This is a genomic window from Acidimicrobiales bacterium (genome assembly GCA_035536915.1).
Lineage (GTDB): Bacteria > Actinomycetota > Acidimicrobiia > Acidimicrobiales > JAHWLA01 > JAHWLA01.
This window is the reverse complement of sequence record DATLNE010000014.1, coordinates 46613-65114: the sequence shown is the minus strand read 5'-3', so window position 1 is coordinate 65114 and position 18502 is coordinate 46613. Positions and strand designations below refer to the sequence as shown.

Genomic DNA, 18502 nt, shown 5'->3' with positions numbered 1-18502 from the left:
CATGCAGCGACTGAGCGGCCTCGACGCCACCTTCTTGTACCTGGAGACGGCCCACAACCACATGCACGTGGCCTCGGCCGCCGTCTTCGACCCGTCGACCGTGCCCGGCGGCTACTTCTTCGACAAGGTGCGCGCGCTGGTCGAAGAACGCCTGCCGCTGCTGCCGCCCTTCCGCCGCCGGTTGGTGGAAGTTCCCTTCCAGATCCACCACCCGCTGTGGGTCGAGGACCCCGACTTCGACCTCGACTACCACGTGCGCCGGGCCGCCCTGCCCGCCCCCGGCGGCGACCAGGAGCTGGCCGAGTTTGCCGAGTCGGTCATGGGCCGCCCGCTCGACCGCAGCCGCCCGCTGTGGGAGATGTACGTGGTCGAGGGCTTGGAGAACGGCATGATCGCCACGGTGGTGAAGACCCACCACGCCGCCATCGACGGCGTGTCGGGCGCCGAGCTCACGGTGAACCTGCTCGACCTCCAGCCCGAGCCCACGCCCGCGAGCGAGCCCGACTCCTGGAAGCCCGACCGCATTCCCACCGACCCCGAGCTGCTGGCCTTTGCCCTGTCGTCGCTGGCCCGCCAGCCGTTGGCCGCAGCCAAGTCGGCCCGTCGCACCGTGGAGATGCTGCTCAACCTGCGGCGGCGCAACCGCGAGCCTGGCGTCAACCCGCCGCCTGCGCCGTTCACCGCGCCGCGCACCTCGTTCAACACGACGATCACGCCGCACCGCCGATTCGCCTACAGCCAGCTTCCCCTCGACGACATGAAGATGGTGAAGAACAAGCTGGGCGGCACGGTCAACGACGTGGTGCTGACCTTGTGCTCGACGGCGTTGCGCACCTATCTCGACGAGAACGGCGAGCTGCCCGACAAGTCGTTGGTCGCCATGGTGCCGATCTCGGTGCGGGCGGAGTCGGAGAAGGGCGCCATGGGCAACCGGGTGTCGTCGATGCTGGTGTCGCTGGCCAGCGACATCGACGACCCGGTCAAGCGCTTGTGCGCCATCACAGACGCCACCAAGTCGGCTAAGGACCAGGAGAAGGCCATCGGCGCCGACGCCCTCACCAACTGGACGGAGTTCGCCGCTCCTGCGGTGGCCGCCCGGGCCGCCCGGCTCTACTCCAACATGCGGATGGCCGACCGGCACACGCCGCTGTTCAATCTCACCATCTCCAACGTGCCGGGGCCGAACTTCCCGCTGTACTCGGCGGGAGCGCGCATGGTGGCCATGTACCCGATGGGGCCGATCTTCGACGGCGCCGCCCTCAACATCACGGTGATGAGCTACATGGGCCAGATGAACTTCGGCCTGTTGGCATGCCGGGAGACCGTGCCCCGGGTGTGGGACATCGCCCAGTACCTCGGCGACGCTCTGGAGGAATTGAAGAAGGCGGCGGACCGGGCCTGATGGAACAGTTCCAGCGGGGGTCGCTCGTCTTCGACGTGCGCGACCGGGGGCCGGAGGACGCCGCCGAGGCGGTGGTGCTGTTGCACGGGTTCCCGGCGTCGGCCGCCTGTTGGGACGGCGTCGTGCCGCACCTGGCGGAGGCGGGCTACCGCACGCTGGCGCCCAACCAGCGGGGCTTTTCGCCCGGCGCTCGCCCGTCGGGCCGGACTGCCTACCGGCAGTCGGAGCGGGTGGCCGACGTGCTGGCGTTGGCCGACGCCGCGGGGCTCGACCGGTTCCACCTCGTCGGCCACGACTTCGGCGCCGAGGTGGCGTGGGGCGTGGCCGACCAGTACCCCGACCGCCTGCTGTCGGTCACGTCGGTGTCCGTGGCCCACCCTCGTGCGTTTGCCCGGGCGTTCACGCGCAGCAGCCAGGCGCTGCAGTCGTGGTACATGTTCGCCGTGCAGGTGCCGGGGGTGCCCGAGCGGGCGTTCCTGGCGGGGGGCGGGCGGTTCCTGCGGTGGAACCTGGTGCGCTCCGGGCTGGCCGAGGACGTGGCCGATCGTTACGTCGAGCACATGCGCCAACCCGGTGCGCTGACCGCCGCGCTCAACTGGTACCGAGCCCTGCGGCCGGGCGACATGGCCGGGCCCATCGAGGTGCCCACGTTGTTGGTGTGGAGCACCGAGGAGGTGTTCGTCAACCGGGCGGGCATCTACGACACCGGCCGCTACGTGACCGGCCCCTACCGGTTGGAAGTGCTCGAAGGGGTCAGCCACTGGGTGCCCGAGGAGGCCCCGGACCGGCTGGCGGCGCTGGTGCTCGACCATGTCCGGCAGCACGCCCGCAAGTGAGCAGCGGCGCCGGTTTGCTATCGTTGCCCCCGCTGCGGACGTGGCTCAGCTGGTAGAGCATCACCTTGCCAAGGTGAGGGTCGCGGGTTCGAATCCCGTCGTCCGCTCCACTGTGGGAGGCCCGGAAGGGCCTCCCACTTGTGGTTTGGGCTGGAGTTCTAGCCGGCTTTGAGGTAGCGGCGGAGAGCTGCACGGATCACGTCGGAACTCGTGCGGCCCTCCTCCTCAGCCCTCTGTCGCAGGGCTTCGCTTAGCTCCGGGTCGAGTCGCACCGACTCCACAGAGGCAGCACTTGAACCCATCGGCGGGCGGCCGCCGCGGCGCCGAAGGATCTCGCCGACGTCGAAGCCTTCCTCGGCCTGTTTGGCCACCGCCTCGACCAGCGCGTCGGTGATCGCCTTGCCGCTTCGGGTCCGGCCGTGTGTCTTCTTTGCCATCGTCACCCTCCTGGGAGCAGGCGCTTGTACTTCGCCCGCATCGGCATGGCGTGGATCACGAGTTCCGATCCATCGGTCCGCAGCAACGACACGACCTCGAGCAGAGCGGCGTCGTGGCGGGGGCCGAGGTAGAGCCTCGTGTCGTCATCCAGATCCTCGATCACCATGGCGTTCAGGACGGCATGCTCGATGTCCTCAGCGTCGATGCCGTGTGTGAGCGCCGAGGGGTGAATGTTCACCACGGCAATCGTACTACGAAACCACCCGTGCAGAAGGGATCCGGGCCGACACCTCACATCTCACGCTGCGTGGCCGATACGGAACCATGCGGCCCCGACGCGGGGGAACCGGGTGAAGGGCGGCAAAATCGTGGTTTCGTGTCATTCGTGTGGGGAGCAGCGCGACGTCGGCAGTCAGTTCTGCCCGTGGTGCTTTGCCCTGTCCGCACCTGAGGCCGCCGCCGGGGCCGAGCCGGTCGTCGTGCCCGAGCCCGTTCTCGTCGCCACGGTTGGCTCGCCTGTGCCCGTGCGCCCCGCGCCCGTGTTCGCGCCGACGCCGACGCCGCCGCCGCCGGTGGAGCGGCGCCTGTCCTTCGACGGCGTCCTGCCCTCGTCGACGGTGACGCCGCGTCCGACGCCGCGAGGCTCGGGCGTGTCGTGGACGACGGTGGGCAGCGTCGTCGCACTGGTGGTCGTGGTGCTGGCCGCCGCGCTCTTCGTAAGCCGCCGTTCGTCGGAAGAGGTGACAGAAGCGATCGCCGACGCCGGGCTGCCGATGACCACCGACGCCGAGGCCAAGGCAGCCATGGCCGATGTGGTGGCCGCCCAGGCCGCGCACTTCAAGTCACGTGGTGCCTATACGGCGGCACCGTTGGACCTGCGGGCCGCCGCGTCCAAGGCGCCGTTGCGCAAGGGGTTCGCGCCCGACGGCGCGGGCGCCGTCTACGTCGACGCCCCTCGGGTGCGGCCGGGCGACGAGCCCGTCTTCTACCTGGCGGCCCGTGCTCCCTCGGGGTCTGGCTGCCTCTACGTCAAGGGCGTGCCCGACGGCACCAGCGAGGGCACAAGCGCCGATTGCATGGCCCCGTTCGGCGTGGACTTCGGCCCCTCCCCCCAGGCGCGGCGTGCCGCCACGATGATCCTCACCGCAGCGGACATGGGACCGGGGTGGCGACCGGCGGCCTCGAACGGCACGAAAAAGCCCTGGACTGATCCGGATCTTGCGGCCTGTCTCAGCGTCCCCGCCGTCGAGCCGCCCGGTTCCACCGGCCTCGTGGGTTTCACCCGCGGCTTGGCTTCGGTGCGGGCCCGCGTGGCCGTTTGGCTGTCCGACGAGGCCGCGAAGGCAGGCAGTGCGGCGTTCGACCATCCCCAGTTCGCGACGTGTACGGCGGAGGGGATTCGGGAGGAGTTCGCAGGCGACGGAGATGGTCTTTTCGACCGGGTGCGCATGACGGTGACCGAGCGGGGTGCACTCTCCGGCCGCGCCGATGTGCGGTATTCGCGGATCCGCTTGGACGGCGATGCATTCGGCGGCACAGGCACCCTCTGGAGCGACATCGTCCACGGCACACGGGGTCGCACGGAAGCGGTCGTCATCCGCTTTGACTCGCAGCCCCCTGACCACGCCGAAACCCTTCGACTGGTCGACGCCATGTTGGCCCGCGGGTAGTCAGGCGGGGTGGCCCGCTTCGATGGTGCGGGCCGACTGGAAGGTGAAGAAGGGGCCTGCCGCTTCTGCAGCCCCGTCGACCGGTTCGAGCAGGTAGCCCACGTGGTCGCCCAGGTCGAAGCGGTCGAGGATGCGGCCCGCGAACCATCGGGCGCAGTCGTCGAGCACGGGGGCCCCGGCAGGCCCGGGCTCCCAGCGGACGCCGGCGAACTTGTCGACCTCGTCGCCGGTCTCGCCGCCGAACAACTCGGCCAGGTCACGGCGTTCGGCGTCGACCAGGTGCACGACGAGCACCTCGGCGTGCCGCGCCACCCGTTCCGTGCGGTTGGCTTTGGAGAGGCAGACCAAAAACCGCGGCGGGTCGATGCTGCACTGGGTGGTGAAGCCGACGAGGCACCCGGCGCGCTCGTCCTGCGCGCTCGTGGTCACGATGTACATGGGGTAGTCGAGGGTGGCGGCGAGGGCCTCAAAAGCGTGCAACGTCGTTCCTGTCGATCTCGTGTGCGATCTGCCAGAATTACACCGTTCTCATGGCGGCAACGGCCCCCGACCACGCGGCGGAACGGTTGCACCGGTATTGCGCAACGCGCGACGAGCGCCTTCGCGAGGAACTGGTGCGAGAGCACACCGCCTTGGCTCGTGCCATCGCCCGGCGCTTCGCGGGCCGCGGCGAGCCCCTTGACGAGCTGACGCAGGTCGCCCTCATCGCCTTGTCGCGAGCCATCGAGCGCTACGACCCGTCTCGGGGAACGGCGTTCGACGCTTACGCCCAGGCCACCATCGTCGGTGAGTTGAAGCGTCACTTCCGCACCACGTGGCGCCTGCGGGTCCCTCGCTCGTTGCAGGAGCTGTACCTCGACGTGCGCAGCGCCGTCGACGCCCTCGACCAGGAGCTGGGCCGGTCGCCCACCATCCCCGAGATCGCCGAGTACGCAGGCATCACCGAAGAAGCAGTCGTCGAGGCCATGGAGGTGGGCCGCAACTACAGGCTCGGCTCGCTCGAAGCAGGCCGCTTCGGCGACGAGGCCGTCGAGCTGCCCGAGTTCGGCCACGAGGACAAGGGCTTGCAGTTCCTCGAGGACCGCAACACCGTGGCGTTCCTGCTCGAAGGCCTGCCCGAACGGGAACGGGCCATCCTGCGCCTGCGCTTCTGGGAGGAACTGAGCCAGTCGGAGATCGCCGTGCACATGCAGGTGAGCCAGATGCACGTGTCGCGGTTGCTGTCGCGCAGCCTGGCCCGCTTGCGCACGGTGGCCGAACAGTCGGCCCAGGCAGGCGCCCCGGCGGTCTAACCCCGGGCTCGGCGTAGGGCGGAGGTGGCCCGGTGCTTGAGCTTGGTGAGGGCGAGCGTGGGGCTCGTGCTTGTGGCCTCGTCGTCGAAGGCGCCGTGGGCGCCGAAGGGGCCGGGCACCGGCGACCACAGGTTCGACGGACGGTCGGGGTCGGTGGGTTCGTCGGTCTGCTGCCCGTCGACGCCGGTGCGGGCCAGGTAGTGGTCGAGCACGCCGGGCATCACCTTGTTGGCCGCCAACGTGGCGACGGTGGTGCCGCCCACCCACAGTTCCCGAGTGGGGTGCTCGGCCACGAAGGCCACGGCGTCGGCGGCCAACTCCGGTTGGTAGATCGGAGGGACGGGCTGGGCCCGTCGGGGCAGGCGTGACAGCACCCAGTCGAACTGCGGCGTGTTGACCGCAGGCAGGTGCACCTGGCACAGCTCGACGGCGCTGCCCTCGTGCAACAGTTCGGTGCGAACGGATTCGGTGAAGCCCTGGATGGCGTGCTTGGCCCCGCAGTAGGCCGCCTGCAAGGGGATGCCGCGGTAGGCGAGGGCGGAGCCGACCTGGATCACCACGCCGCGGTTGCGGGGGACCATGCGGGTCAGCGCCGCGCGGGTGCCGTAGACGTAGCCCAGGTAGGTCACCTCGGTGACCCGTTGGAACTCCTCGGGCGTGACGTCGAGGAAGCGGGCGAAGACCGACGTCATGGCGTTGTTCACCCACACGTCGATCGGCCCTGCCTCGCGTTCCACCCGCTCGGCGGCGTCGTCGACCCCGGCGGCGTCGGCCATGTCGACGGGCACGGCCATCCCGCGTCCGCCGAGGGATTCGATTTCCTTGGCCGTCTCCTCCAGGCGGTCGGGGTCACGAGCGAGCACGGCGACGGTGGCGCCTTGTTTGGCGAAGGCCTGGGCCGTGGCCCGTCCCACGCCCGCTGAACCTCCGGTGATGACAACGACACGATCCGCCATGCAAGGGCGGCTACCCCTCGGAGGGAGGGAGGAAAACGTTGGCGTGGGGAACGACAAGGGCGGCGGTACGCTGCGTGGGGAACCGAGGGAGGTCGATGGCAGCCACCACGACGATGAGCGATCGCTCCAGCGGCGGCGGCTCGCTGTTCGGGTTCCCCCACGAGGAGTTGGTCGACGACTTCCGCCTGGCGTGCGTGTCGCGGGCAATCGACGACCGGGAGATGGCCCTCCAGAAGCAGTCGAAGGTGTTCTTCCAGATCTCCGGGGCGGGCCACGAGGCGCTGCTGCTGGGGCTAGCCCGGTCGCTGCGGCCCGCCTACGACTGGTTCTTCCCGTACTACCGCGACCAGGCCTTGGTGCTGGGCCTCGGGGTGACGCCCACAGAGGTGTTGCTCCAGGCGGTCGGCTCGGCCGACGACCCGGCGTCGGGTGGGCGGCAGATGCCGTCGCACTGGGGGTCGCGGGAGCTCAACATCGTCACCCAGTCGAGCCCCACGGGCAGCCAGTGCCTGCCCGCGGTGGGATGCGCCGAGGCGGCCCGCTACATCTCCCGGCGCCCGCAACTGCCGGGCTGTTCGGCCCACGGCGACGAGCTGACGTACGTCTCGCTGGGGGAGGGGGCCACCTCCGAGGGCGAGTTCTGGGAGTCGTTGAACACGGCCGCCACCTTGCACCTGCCGGTGCTGTTCCTGGTGGCCGACAACGGCTTCGCCATCTCGGTGCCGTCGTCCGACCAGTCGCCTGCGCCGATCTCGGAGTTGGTGCGGGGCTTCCGTGGGTTGGAGGTGCACCGCTTCGACGGGCGCGACTACTTCACGGCCCGGCGCAACGGGGCCAAGGCCATCGCCCAGGTGCGGGCCGGCGTGGGGCCGGCGCTCATCCACGCCACGGTGACCCGGCCGTACTCGCACTCGGCGGCCGACACCCAGAGCAAGTACCGCTCCACCGAGGAGTTGGCCGACGAGGCCGACCACGACCCCATCCTGCTGATGGAGCGCAACCTGGTACGGGGCGGTGTGCTGACGGAGGAAGAGGCCGGAGCCATCCGCGACGACGCCAAGCAGATCGTGGCCGACGCGGCGCGAGAAGCGCTGGGTGCTGCTCGGCCCGACCCCGCCACGATCCGGGAGCACGTCGTGGCCATGCCCTCGTTGCCCGACCCGGGGGAGGTGCCCGCTGAAGGCGAGGGCGCCGGCGACGTAGTGGCCTTCGGCGAGGCGATCAAGCGCACGCTGCACGAGCAGATGGCGGCCGACGAGCGCATCCGGGTGTTCGGCGAGGACGTGGCCGACGCCCGGGAGCAGGTGCTGGCCAACGTCGAGGGCAAGGGCGGGGTGTTCGGCACCACCCACGGGCTGCAGCGGACGTACGGCATCGCCCGCTGCTACAACACGCCGTTGGCCGAGGCCAACATCATCGGGCGGGCGGTGGGCCAGGCCATCCGAGGGTTGCGGCCCGCGCCGGAGATCCAGTTCTTCGACTACATCTGGCCTGCCATGCAGCAGCTCAAGAGCGAGGTGGCCACCATCCGCTGGCGCTCAAACGGGGCGTTCACCTGCCCCATGGTCGTGCGGGTGCCGATCGGCGGTTACCTCACCGGCGGGTCGATCTGGCACAGCCAGTCCGGAGAGTCGATCTTTGCCCACGTGCCCGGGTTGTTGATCGCCTTTCCGTCACGCGCCCGTGACGCCGCGGGGCTGCTACGCGCCGCGTTCCGGCACGAGGACCCGGTGCTGTTCCTGGAGCACAAGCACCTGTTGCGCCAGCCCTACACCCGCGACCCGTACCCGCCGTCCGACTGGGTGCTGCCGTTCGGGCGGGGCGAGGTGCGCAGGCCGGGGGCCGACCTCACCATCGTCACCTACGGCGCCACCGTGGAGAAGTCGTTGCGAGCGGCCGAGCGGCTGGCGGATGCCGAGGTCGGCGACATCGAGGTGATCGACCTGCGCACGATCGTGCCGTGGGACCAGGAGCTGGTCGCCGCCTCCGTGAAGCGGACGGGGCGGGTGCTGGTGGTGCACGAGGACATCGTCACGTGCGGGTTCGGGGCCGAGGTGGCAGCGTGGGTGGCCGACAACTGCTTTGAGCACCTCGACGCCCCGGTGCGCCGGGTGGCGGCCATCGACACGCACGTGGCCTACGAGCCCACGCTGGAAAACGCCGTGCTCCCGCAGATCGACGACATCGCCGCCGCCGCCGAGGAGTTGTTGGCGTACTGAGCACGGCCGGTCGCCGCCACCTACACTGCAACCTCCTGGCGGCGTGGCCGAGTGGCTTAGGCAAGGGCCTGCAAAGCCCTGTACACCGGTTCGATTCCGGTCGCCGCCTCCAACCTGATCTGCGTGCATAATGGCAGGTCAGGGGCGGTTTTCGGTCTGTCCGTGACAGACCGGGAGTGACCGCCGTCGACCCCCCGAACCCCCTGGTTTTCAGGCCGAGCGCTCCCCAAGCGCTCCCCAAGACCGGAGGTTGGAGATGGGGTTCATCGAGAGCACCACGGCAAGTACCGGGGCCGGTACCGCGACGCGAGCGGCCGATTGCGGTCGAAGTCGTTCACCCTGAAGGCCGACGCCGAGCGCTGGGTGCGCGAGGAAGAGGTGGCGCTGGAGCGGGGCTCGTGGATCGATCCCCGTGCGGCCGACATGACGCTGGGGGAGTGGTGCGAGCGCTTCATGTCGCTGGCGCGGCGGTTGGCCGACACCACGCAGCAGACGTATCGCCGTGACCTCGGCCGGTACGTGTTGCCGAAGTTCGGGACGTACCGCCTCGGTCGCCTGCGGGCCGAGGAGATCGAGGAGTGGCTGCTGGACGAGATCGACAGCGGCCTGGCGCCGTCGTCGGTGCACCGCCACTACCGGACGCTGCACCGCGTGCTGGAGGTTGCGGTCAAGCACAAGCGGTTGGCGTCGAACCCGTGCGCCGGCGTCCAGCCGCCGAGCGTCCCAAGGCGGCGCATGGCGATCCTCGACTGGCCGCAGGTGTTCGACCTGGCCGACGGCCTGCCGGACCGTTATCGCGCGCTGATCTTCCTGGCCGTCGACAGCGGCATGCGCTGGAGCGAGCTGGTGGGACTGCGCCGGTCACGGGTGGACCTGAAAGGCGTGCAAGGTCGAGGTGGTCGAGCAGTTGATCCGCCTGGACAACGGTGAGTGGGTCTGGCACCCACCCAAGTCGGAGGCGGGCGTGCGGACCATCGCCATCTCCCCGTTCACGGCGCGGATGTTGGCCGAGCACATGGACCGGTTCTCGGCGCCGGGCGCGGACGGCTTGGTGTTCGTGAACCAGGCGGGCAACCCGCTGATCGCGTCGAGCTTCCACACGCACTACTTCAAGCCCGCGCTGGCCGCCGCCCGCGTGAAGTGCCGATTCCACGACCTGCGCCACACGAGCGTGGCGCTGGCCATCCGAGCGGGTGCCCACGCCAAGACGATCCAGGTGCGGATGGGCCATGCGTCGATCACGGTCACGCTCGACCGCTACGGCGACCTGTTCCCGGAACTCGACGAGGCGATCGCGTCGGCGTTCGACAAGGCGTTCAACGCAACTGACACGGCCCGCCGAGGCGGCGGTGTCAGCGAGGTGGCGTAGGGCTGTCAGGCGAGCGGTCAGGGGTCGTGTCAGTCCCTCGGCGCACGTTGCTGCCCGTGACTGCCATCAACGACCAGAACCGCCCGTCGCCTGACCGAGTCCCGATGATCGACAAGGCGGCGCTGCCCCGGCTATTCGACGTGCCGGGGCTCGCCGCCCACCTCGGCGTCAAGGAGCGCCACATCCGACGCCTCATCGCCGAGCGCCGCATCCCCTTCATCAAGTGGGGCCACCTCATCCGCTTCGACCCCGACGACATCGCCGCCTGGCTCGACCGGAACCGCAGCCGCGCGAGCTAGGCAGAGCGTTCCCAGCCGCTGTGCCGACTACAACCCTTGCGTCCTTCGCTGACCGACTTCAGACGCAAACATGAAGCGCATGAAGAGCCCGCTCTCTCGCCTGCTTTCTCGCGCCTGCACGGGTCCGAACCCTCGGCGGGATGAACACTGATGGGAACTCGCCGCGGTCATTCGTTGCCAGCAAACCCCGGCGGCCGTGAGAGCGACCGCCGTGGGCTTCGATGCCCGCCGCTCACCGATTCGGTCACGGCCGCAAGCGTCCGGCAAGGGTCACGTAGAGACCTCGGCACCGTAACGACTCGGACGACTGCGAGCGGTGGGCCAGCGGTAGCGGCCGCGGCGCTCCCAGAGGCGCATCCGTGAGGTTGTCCGCCAGCGTTGGCGTCAAGGCCGAAGCTCGATTTCGACGGGCACCTCTACGACCGTTTCAAGTCGTGCCTCAAGCTCGGCGTAGAGTTCGCCGTGCGACTCGGTCCGCCAAAGCGCCAGCGCCAGGGCGTAGGGCTGTGTCGCCGTGGAGTCGTCCCACCGGTTCAGGTTCCGAACAACAAGGTGCATGGGGGTGTGGCGGTCCCGGTCCAGGCGTTGGCTGAACACGACTCGACCGAGCTGGTTGGCCCCGCGCGACCGAACAGTGGTCGACGGTGACATCCCGCAGTAGCGGGAGCCGAGTTGTCGGAGCGACGTGGGCTGAGCCGGTTCGGCATCAAGCTCCTGCCCACCTGCTTCGCCTTGGACATCAGTATCGGCATTCTCGCCGTCATCTGCCTCGTCCTCCAACTGGGCGAATATTCGGGCGACGTCGTCGAGAGGCATCCCACGGACCAGGTGGAACTCCATGCGGCTCGCCATGTAATCGAGCCTGTGCGCGCGCGTCCGGGGGCTATATGCAAGCGCAACGTCCAGCCCTCTCTGCCCACCCGCGGCGAAGAACGCTTCGGGAACAGGAATCTCGTAGATGTGGATTCCGTCGATCGGGATCTGATCCTCGGCTACGAGGACGACACGGTGGGTGGTCGACTCAGTAGCTCGCGCGATGGATGGTCGCCCGTATCCGAAGAGGCGACGAACCGCCTCGGCGCGGTCTGACGGGCGCTCGGCTTCCAATTCCTGCCCGAATGCAGGTGGCTCAGCCGATGACAACACCAGGGCGCGAACCAGATTAGCCGAGAAGTCCGGAAATCTGGCCTTGACAGCCGTGGCGACGCGGGTGGCGAGAGGCGCCGCGAAACTCGTACCGACATCGAAAGCAAGGAGCCGGTCTACGGCGGCTCCCGCGCTGATCACACTCAACTCGGCGTCATTGTCCACAAGCCGGCCGGACTCGATCCCCAGCGTTCCTGCCAGCTCGACCAGTTCAGGCTTTACCGCGCCGCCAACGCCCGGGCCCACTCGCGTGAACGGGGACGGCCAGCCCGGGCGTCCCATGGGAACTCGGACGACCGTCTCGCGCCCGCTCAGTCCGGTCGCGGCGGCCGCCTGGGTCATCCCGCCTACGGTGAGAGCGAGCATGGCGGGAGCGGGATCAATGAGCCGGGCGTGGGCGGCGTCCAGAAGCGGCGCGGGATACGCAACAGCGGCACCTTCGTCGCTCACGTCCATGTAGTCGAGCGGTCCGATGTTGCCGGTGCAGATCACGATCGTGACCCCGTGCCGACGCGCCAGGGCGTCGATGACGGCGGCGGCGCTCATCTGACGTGCCTCGGAAAGGACGGCCCGATTGTCGCCGAGCGAGATGTTGATTACCGAAGCGCCCTGATCGACACACCATTCAACTGCGTCCGCGAGGTCCCGTTCCCACAGGTCTTCCTCCGGGAATTGGTTTTCGGAGTTGAGCACGCGAGCTGAGACGATCTGCGCGAGCGGCCGAAGGGGCAGCCCGCGGGCGATGGCGCTGTCCACGCGACCGTGAAGAATCAGTGCGGCGATCATCGTCCCGTGCCCGTGTTCGTCCTGGCCGTCGGCGATGCCCGTGCCGAGTGCGTCCGCGGTCACGACCGCGCCAGCCAGGAGGGGGTGAGCCGAACGGACGCCTGAGTCGATCACCCCGACGATCGGTGCCCCGTCCGCGGGCGGCTCAACCGGAGGGAGTCGCGCATCGTCCGTTCCCAAAAGCTGCGGCACGGTGAGCGCGGGGGTCGGAAGTACGTCGATTCGTGCTACGAAGTCAAGCTCGGCGAGCTCGTGTACCCGTTTGGCCGGCGCATACACGCGTGCGAGCAGAAGCCCTGCTGCATCATGGACGTAGCGGTCCGCCACGCGCCCGCCGGCTTGATCAACGGCATCGGAGAGCGCTGCGAGCCAATCCGCGGCGAGGTCGCGGTCGTCGGGGTGCCAGCACTCGACGTCCAGCCGTAGCATCCCGTCGGCTGAGCCGGATGCGAGGACCTGCGCCAACCGCTCCGTGACGCGGTCATCCGGTCCCAGAGTCCGCAGGCTGTCGATAGCGTCGAAGAACGCCGCGTACGGCTCCGACTTCTGGCCCTCCGGTGCCCCGCCCTGCAGTGCGTCCAGGCGCTCATTGAACGCTGCGAGCTCCGGGTCGTCGGCGAAGGCGATGACGACACGGCGGTGCGAGGCGTCGAGCACGCGTAGTCCCGCCCGTCGGAAGTCCTCCGGTTCGACTGGCGCGCCGAGTTCAAACACGAGCACGAGACGGGGGTCGATGCCAAGAACGGCGGTCCGGGCGAGATGGCCCATGGTGATAGTCCGGGCACGTTGCTGAAGCTCACCACCGTGGCGAGGGAGATCCTCATGGCGGCGTCCGCCTCCGAACCCGCGGCCCGGCCGACGCCCGCCTGGTTCAAGCGTCCGCCTCAGCCGAAGTAGATGGAGCCCCCCCTGGGCTCCATCGCTCATCCCAGGGAGCTGTTGATCGCTCGTCTCCGTGCCTCTTCCCGTTCCATTCCGTACGCGATGTGCTCGGCGGTTACCGCCTTGTCGAAGCGGCGAACCATCAGCCTAATAGCGTTCAGACAGACGCTTTCGATGTCGGCTGCGCTGAGCCCCTCCATTCGACGGGCCTCTTCAGTAGGCTTCAAGTCTGCTCGCACTCCTCGGAGTTTTAGCCGAATTAGTGCGGCGCGCGCTGCTTCGTCTGGAAGCGGGAATTCCACAACCTCATCGAAGCGACGCCAGACGGCCGAATCGAGCAGTCCCGGATGATTCGAAGTGGCAACAAACACAGAGTCGGCATTGTTTTCATCGATGATCTGCAACATTGCAGCAACGACGCGTCGAAGTTCACCGTGGTCCGACCGGTCTGATCGCTCGCGGCCGAGCATGTCGAACTCGTCGAACTGAAGCACCCACGAACCGCTGTTGAGAAAGGTGAAGATCTGTTCGAGGTTCCGCGCCGTCTCTCCGAGGTACGACGATACGACGGTGGCGAGCTGGATTCGGGCGATAGCCAGCCCGAGTTCACCGGCGATCGCGGCGCCGCTGACAGATTTTCCGCATCCCGGCGGCCCGACAAAGAGGAGCGTTGAGCGAGGGCGAACCCCGTGCGCTCGCAGCATCGACCGTTGGCGAAACTCGTCGACCACGGACTCCAAGACGGAGCTCACGTCGGCCGGGAGCACGAGATCCTGGAACGTGACTGACGGCTGCGAGATCGACAACAAGGGGAGGTCGTCTCGGGTCTTCGGCAACGGCTTGAGTGAGGAAACGTGCAGCGGCCGCTTGCCTGACGTCGGTTCTTGGAGAATCGCCGTCAATTCGTTAGCGAGGAGATCATGCCGTTTCCGTCGCTCGTCCTCGATGAGTGCCTCGGCGGCGGAGTGGAAGGCGCGATCGTCGCCTTGCTGATGGCTCCGCATCAGCGCCTTGACCAAGTCACTCCGTGCCATCGTCGCCTCGCACGCCCTCAGCGTACGCATGTTCTTCGCCGACGCTGGCGATCATGTGGGGCTTCCGGCTCGTCCACCAGCTCGAGGATCGTGACGACCAGGACGGCAGCATCATTCCGGGCCATGCCCGAGCGGCTGTCGGAGCCGACCGCCGAGCGCGAGAAGAAGCTGGCCATGCTCGGCGCACTTCTCGACCAGTTGGGGCGCGGGACGACGACGAGCCGGTGGTGCTGGACGACCCCATCGCCCGGCTGGACGACCTGACGGGACGAGCCGGACGCGGTGCTGCGGTGCATCTTCGACGCCCTGCGCTGCGGCTTGTCTACGACGGACGCACGGGTACGCCCGACTGCAACACGCTCACGGCCGTCTGGGGGGCGTTGGGGCGCTGTCGGACACAGCAGGGGCCGGCGAGCCAGCCAATGGGCTGGAAACGAGTGGAACACGGCCCCGAACGGGCGATCCGTTCCCATCTGCTGCGCGCCATCGGCAAGGGGAGCGTAGCCATACGAACGACGAGCGGCGCGCAGCGGCTCGCTGACGATCGAAACTGTCGTCGACATCGACTCTCGTGCGCGTGCGTGATGAGCCTCACGACTGGGGGTCTACGGCGTTCGGTTGTTTTCGGCTGACGACGATCGAGCGCGTGTCCCTCGTTAGGGCCGAGCTGGCCGTAGTGCACCACTGCGACTTCCATTCGCAACGCCGGATAGGCCGCGGCGGCTGGTGCGAGACGTGTCCGAAGTGGCGCCCATCGGTGCGCAGATGACCGGTGTTGACTCAGTAACGTGCGCACTCGCCACCGAAACCTCAGTGCGGAGGGGAACAGCGTTCGAACAAGGTAATGAAAGCGCCTCGGTAAGATCTCGACGCCCGACAACACAAGCAGCCACCGGACAGGCAGGCGATGAGCACGGACTACGACGACCTGAGCGCGCCGACTTCGCTATCCCGTTTCGAGCGGCAGACGCTCGCGCTCCAGCACCAGATCCTGTCGCACCTCGACGAGAGCGAGACCGACTATCACCGGCGATGCAGGAGGTCCTCACGCAGGGCTACACGGCCGAGTACGGGAAGGTGTTCTCGCCCTACTCCGAGCTGCCGCATGACGACTGCCGCCTCGTCTACGACATCCTCGACATGTTCCGAGTGATGAAGGCGAGCATCGCCGAATTGGATGAGACCGAGCGGGCCGCGTTGCTGGCCGATCACAAGTACGTCCTGTTCTTCCAGGGCTTCGACGGTAACGATGCGCGGGAGGGCAAGATGGCCAGCTACGTCGATTACCTGCAAGCGACGGGCCGCTGGAGGGACCTGGTCGACGACGTGAAGGCGGCGGACGGGGGCAATAGCCACTCGCTGATGCTCAGCAGGTATCAGGCCATGCTCGACGTCTACGACCCCATCTGGCGGGAGAAGATGCGCGCCGCCAGCATGCGCCATCTGAACGCCGACGAACTGGGTCGGATCGCAGAGAGTCGGGGCTGACGACGTCCGGGGCGTCCGGGGGTAGAGCCCGCGGTCGCCGCCGATGCTTTTGGGTCTGACGATCACACGTTCGCGCCACGTTTCGCGATCTGCGATCGTTCCATGAGATCGTGGCCATCGCTTGTATCCTCGGAGCATGGCGCGATGCACGGCACCCGTTCGAGGGCACCGATCTGCGGCCGCCGCCGCGAACTGTCCTGCGTGCGGGAGCCGTTACCGATCGTCCTTATACTCCTCCTACAGCCCTCCCTCGCGATACCCGACGGGAGGCAGAGGGTCGTACGGCGGCGGGTCGTCGAGCGGTGTCCCGTCGGGCGGCGGCGGTGGTGGCACGCGTCGCCTGCGCGGCGGCGGGACCGTGTCGTACTCGCCCACGGAGTGGCGTACGTTCGAGCCGGTCGTCCGTGTTGCCGAGGTGCAGGCGCGGACCTACCCCGACCGTCGCGACCTCTTCCTCTGCCACGCCTGGGATGACCGGCAGGGAGCAGCGAAGGATCTTTACGACGAGCTGGTCGCGAGCGGTGCGACGGTCTGGTTCAGCGAGACCGAGGTCGGACTCGGCAAGTCGCTCCTGCGCGAGATCGATAGAGGCCTGGCGATGTCCCGCATCGGGATCGTGCTCGTGACCCCGGCGCTGCTCAAGAGCTTGGAGGCCCAGGGAGTCGCCGACCAGGAACTCTCTGCGTTGCTCTTCACTGACCGGGTGATTCCTGTCGCCCACGGCACGACGTTCGATGCCCTCCGAGCGGTGAGTCCGCTGCTCGCAGCGCGGTCGGGCCTGACCATTGGCGACGGTTTGTCGATGCAGGACGCCGCCAAGAAGGTCGCCGCGGCGGCGGCTGCTGAGAGCGGCGACTGACGGGGACGGGTGCCTCTCATCGCGGTCCCAAGCTCGTCTCCGTTTGGCTAGTCGTGCCTCGGGGCCGGAGGAGGAATGCACCGGCGAGATCGGTCACCTGACGCACCGTCGCCCAACCCGTTCCGAATGACGCCTCGACTACACGCGGCAAGCTGAGCAGGAAGGCAGCACCTATCGCGTCTGCAGCGGTTGACGGGCTCGGGACGCGTCCAGCGAACGCTCTGGTCGTCCCGCGGTGCCGAGGTTCATCACGGTGGCATGGAGCGCACCCATACGAACGCCGCGGTCGGCGCGATCGCGGACGAGAGATCGTGATCGACTTCCTCACGCAGACTGACGCGCAGTGGGCTCGGGAGAGGTGCGCCTGCCACGCCGTCGTCGTAACGACCGCTGCGACCTGACAGCAGCCCGTGGCGGGCGGCGACATGGGTGGCCACAGCTTGCTGTGCAAAGTGTGTGCAGCCTTTATCGGCCTTGCTGTCAAGTGACGTAAGTACTCAGTCGACCTCCTGCTGAATATCTGGTTCCGGCCTCGTCATCGTGGTCGTCGTCGGGTTCCGTTTGATGTCTGTCGTCCCTCGCGTGGGTGGGACTGTCAGCCCTCGCTGGCACGTACGAGCCGGTCAAGGGGCGGCGGAGCCGAGGCCGGACACGAGCCGCCGGGCGCCCCTTGACAGGCTCGTGTGGGCTGTCGTCGGGGGCCAACAATGGTGCGGGCCAGTAGCCTCAGCTGCTGGCCTGGTTTTGCTTTTTTAGGCCGCGCTGCGCTGACCGAGTGGGCATAGTCGGGACCACGCCGAGCGAGCCCAGACGCAGATGTCGCAGATGCGAGTGACTTTCAATGACGAGTTGGTCAAGCAAGTGGACGCCCATGGTTGGCCAGCGCGGGCGAGGCCGGTTCTTGGAGGAAGCGGCGCGGGAGAGGCTTGAGCGGCTGGAGCTCGAGTCAGCGATCCGAGAAGGTGCAGGGTTGCTCCGACCCAAGGACTACCCCCACTGGCGCAACACCGAGGCCGTCAAGCAGTGGGTCCGGATGTCCCGCGGCGCGAGCAGCTGACGACCGACGTACTGCTCGGTGGCGGCCGGCGCGCCCACATTGACCGCTGCTCACCGCGATCGCCCGCCACGAGCCTCGATCTTGCTCCCCAAGCGCTCCCCACCACACCGATAAACTGCCTCTGGCCAGGGAGTTCCCAAGGTCAGGCAGCGGTCTGCAAAGCCCTGTACACAGCGATTGCGCCCGCAAAGCGGCGAAGCAGTGCAGAGGCGCCGGCTCTGGTGCCGCCCTCGGCGAGGTCTACCACCTCTCGGAGCCACCGTCGGATTACCCTTCGGAGGCATTCACCGCCGACACAGAGCAGGGGTGGACCTGAACCCGTGGGATCAGTGCGACTTCGCCCCACCACGCCCGCGCAGTGTGAATCTTCTTCGCAACGGCAGCCCGTGGAAGCTCAGCTTTTACGAGAACATCGAGCAAACGCCCGGAGAGGTTCGCTTCTGCGACGACCCACCGAACGTGTATCGCGGCGGCGGGGACGAGTCGTAGCGCAACGACGACTCGTAGCGGTCGGGCTCGCCGGAGCCCTGGCCTTGCTTGTTGCCTGCGCGTCCGGTGACCGGTCCACGGCACCGTCGCCCTCGACACTGCCACAGACCGCCGCCACCACCCATGCCGACGGCAGTGTTCCGTGGACGGGTCGTCGTGTCTCCCCGGAGTCCCTGCGGCTGCAGCCGCCTCCTGTCGAACCCCAACGGGCAAGGCGTAGCTGCCAACGCTCGGAGCTCGAGGCTCGCTTCCCCGAGTGGTTCGCACAGACGGTCGGCGG

The 18502-nt window shown here is 68.2% G+C and carries 17 protein-coding genes and 2 tRNA genes; 13 read left to right on the top strand and 6 right to left on the bottom strand.

Going from position 1 to position 18502, the window contains the following annotated elements:
* Position 1: 1 nt before the first annotated feature.
* From VM938_04425 to VM938_04415, 3 genes are all read left to right on the top strand, one after another.
* Positions 2–1402, top strand: a complete 1401-nt coding sequence (locus VM938_04425; protein ID HVF74270.1) for a wax ester/triacylglycerol synthase family O-acyltransferase — start codon at positions 2–4, stop codon at positions 1400–1402.
* The gene (locus VM938_04420) at positions 1402–2238 is read left to right on the top strand and encodes an alpha/beta fold hydrolase (GenBank protein ID HVF74269.1); all 837 of its coding nucleotides are present in this window, start codon (positions 1402–1404) and stop codon (positions 2236–2238) included. The genes VM938_04425 and VM938_04420 overlap by 1 nt, the downstream gene beginning before the upstream one ends.
* Positions 2239–2272: 34 nt before the next feature.
* A tRNA-Gly gene (locus VM938_04415) sits at positions 2273–2348 on the top strand.
* A 48-nt stretch (positions 2349–2396) separates the two neighbouring features.
* On the opposite strand, the gene VM938_04410 is transcribed toward VM938_04415, so the two are convergent.
* Together VM938_04410 and VM938_04405 are read right to left on the bottom strand one after the other, a co-directional pair.
* Positions 2397–2675 carry a ribbon-helix-helix domain-containing protein gene (locus tag VM938_04410; GenBank protein HVF74268.1) on the bottom strand — a complete coding sequence of 93 codons (279 nt, stop codon included), beginning with the start codon at positions 2673–2675 and terminating at the stop codon, positions 2397–2399.
* Between the two features lie 2 nt (positions 2676–2677).
* Complete coding sequence (locus VM938_04405) at positions 2678–2914, bottom strand: hypothetical protein (GenBank protein HVF74267.1); 237 nt, start codon at positions 2912–2914, stop codon at positions 2678–2680.
* Between the two features lie 241 nt (positions 2915–3155).
* Between VM938_04405 and VM938_04400 the strand changes: the two genes are divergently transcribed.
* Positions 3156–4346: a hypothetical protein gene (locus VM938_04400; protein HVF74266.1), complete on the top strand. Its 1191-nt coding sequence runs from the start codon at positions 3156–3158 to the stop codon at positions 4344–4346.
* On the opposite strand, the gene VM938_04395 is transcribed toward VM938_04400, so the two are convergent.
* The gene (locus VM938_04395) at positions 4347–4826 is read right to left on the bottom strand and encodes a flavin reductase family protein (GenBank protein ID HVF74265.1); all 480 of its coding nucleotides are present in this window, start codon (positions 4824–4826) and stop codon (positions 4347–4349) included.
* Positions 4827–4876: 50 nt separating this feature from the next.
* Here VM938_04395 and VM938_04390 point away from each other — a divergent pair, with 50 nt between their 5' ends.
* Positions 4877–5638, top strand: a complete 762-nt coding sequence (locus VM938_04390) for a sigma-70 family RNA polymerase sigma factor (protein HVF74264.1) — start codon at positions 4877–4879, stop codon at positions 5636–5638.
* On the opposite strand, the gene VM938_04385 is transcribed toward VM938_04390, so the two are convergent.
* A complete protein-coding gene (locus tag VM938_04385; GenBank protein ID HVF74263.1) occupies positions 5635–6594 on the bottom strand; it encodes an SDR family oxidoreductase in 960 nt (319 codons plus the stop codon). The genes VM938_04390 and VM938_04385 overlap by 4 nt on opposite strands.
* 95 nt (positions 6595–6689) lie before the next feature.
* On the opposite strand from VM938_04385, the gene VM938_04380 reads away from it, so the two are divergent.
* From VM938_04380 to VM938_04360, 5 genes are all read left to right on the top strand, one after another.
* A complete protein-coding gene (locus VM938_04380; protein HVF74262.1) occupies positions 6690–8813 on the top strand; it encodes a dehydrogenase E1 component subunit alpha/beta in 2124 nt (707 codons plus the stop codon).
* A gap of 37 nt (positions 8814–8850) precedes the next feature.
* A tRNA-Cys gene (locus VM938_04375) sits at positions 8851–8925 on the top strand.
* A gap of 206 nt (positions 8926–9131) precedes the next feature.
* The gene (locus tag VM938_04370) at positions 9132–9743 is read left to right on the top strand and encodes a hypothetical protein (GenBank protein HVF74261.1); all 612 of its coding nucleotides are present in this window, start codon (positions 9132–9134) and stop codon (positions 9741–9743) included.
* Entirely contained in the window at positions 9721–10182 is a 462-nt protein-coding gene (locus VM938_04365) for a site-specific integrase (protein HVF74260.1), read from the top strand. The genes VM938_04370 and VM938_04365 overlap by 23 nt, the downstream gene beginning before the upstream one ends.
* A gap of 56 nt (positions 10183–10238) precedes the next feature.
* A complete protein-coding gene (locus VM938_04360; GenBank protein HVF74259.1) occupies positions 10239–10481 on the top strand; it encodes a helix-turn-helix domain-containing protein in 243 nt (80 codons plus the stop codon).
* A 384-nt stretch (positions 10482–10865) separates the two neighbouring features.
* On the opposite strand, the gene VM938_04355 is transcribed toward VM938_04360, so the two are convergent.
* Both VM938_04355 and VM938_04350 read right to left on the bottom strand, forming a co-directional pair.
* Entirely contained in the window at positions 10866–13181 is a 2316-nt protein-coding gene (locus VM938_04355; protein ID HVF74258.1) for a S8 family peptidase, read from the bottom strand.
* A 155-nt stretch (positions 13182–13336) separates the two neighbouring features.
* The gene (locus tag VM938_04350) at positions 13337–14314 is read right to left on the bottom strand and encodes an ATP-binding protein (GenBank protein HVF74257.1); all 978 of its coding nucleotides are present in this window, start codon (positions 14312–14314) and stop codon (positions 13337–13339) included.
* A gap of 105 nt (positions 14315–14419) precedes the next feature.
* On the opposite strand from VM938_04350, the gene VM938_04345 reads away from it, so the two are divergent.
* From VM938_04345 to VM938_04335, 3 genes are all read left to right on the top strand, one after another.
* Positions 14420–14593 (top strand): hypothetical protein, encoded by a 174-nt coding sequence (locus VM938_04345; GenBank protein ID HVF74256.1) that lies wholly within the window; start codon positions 14420–14422, stop codon positions 14591–14593.
* Between the two features lie 768 nt (positions 14594–15361).
* Positions 15362–15817 carry a YfbU family protein gene (locus VM938_04340; protein HVF74255.1) on the top strand — a complete coding sequence of 152 codons (456 nt, stop codon included), beginning with the start codon at positions 15362–15364 and terminating at the stop codon, positions 15815–15817.
* 358 nt (positions 15818–16175) lie between these two features.
* Positions 16176–16676: a toll/interleukin-1 receptor domain-containing protein gene (locus VM938_04335; protein ID HVF74254.1), complete on the top strand. Its 501-nt coding sequence runs from the start codon at positions 16176–16178 to the stop codon at positions 16674–16676.
* Positions 16677–18502 lie beyond the last annotated feature (1826 nt).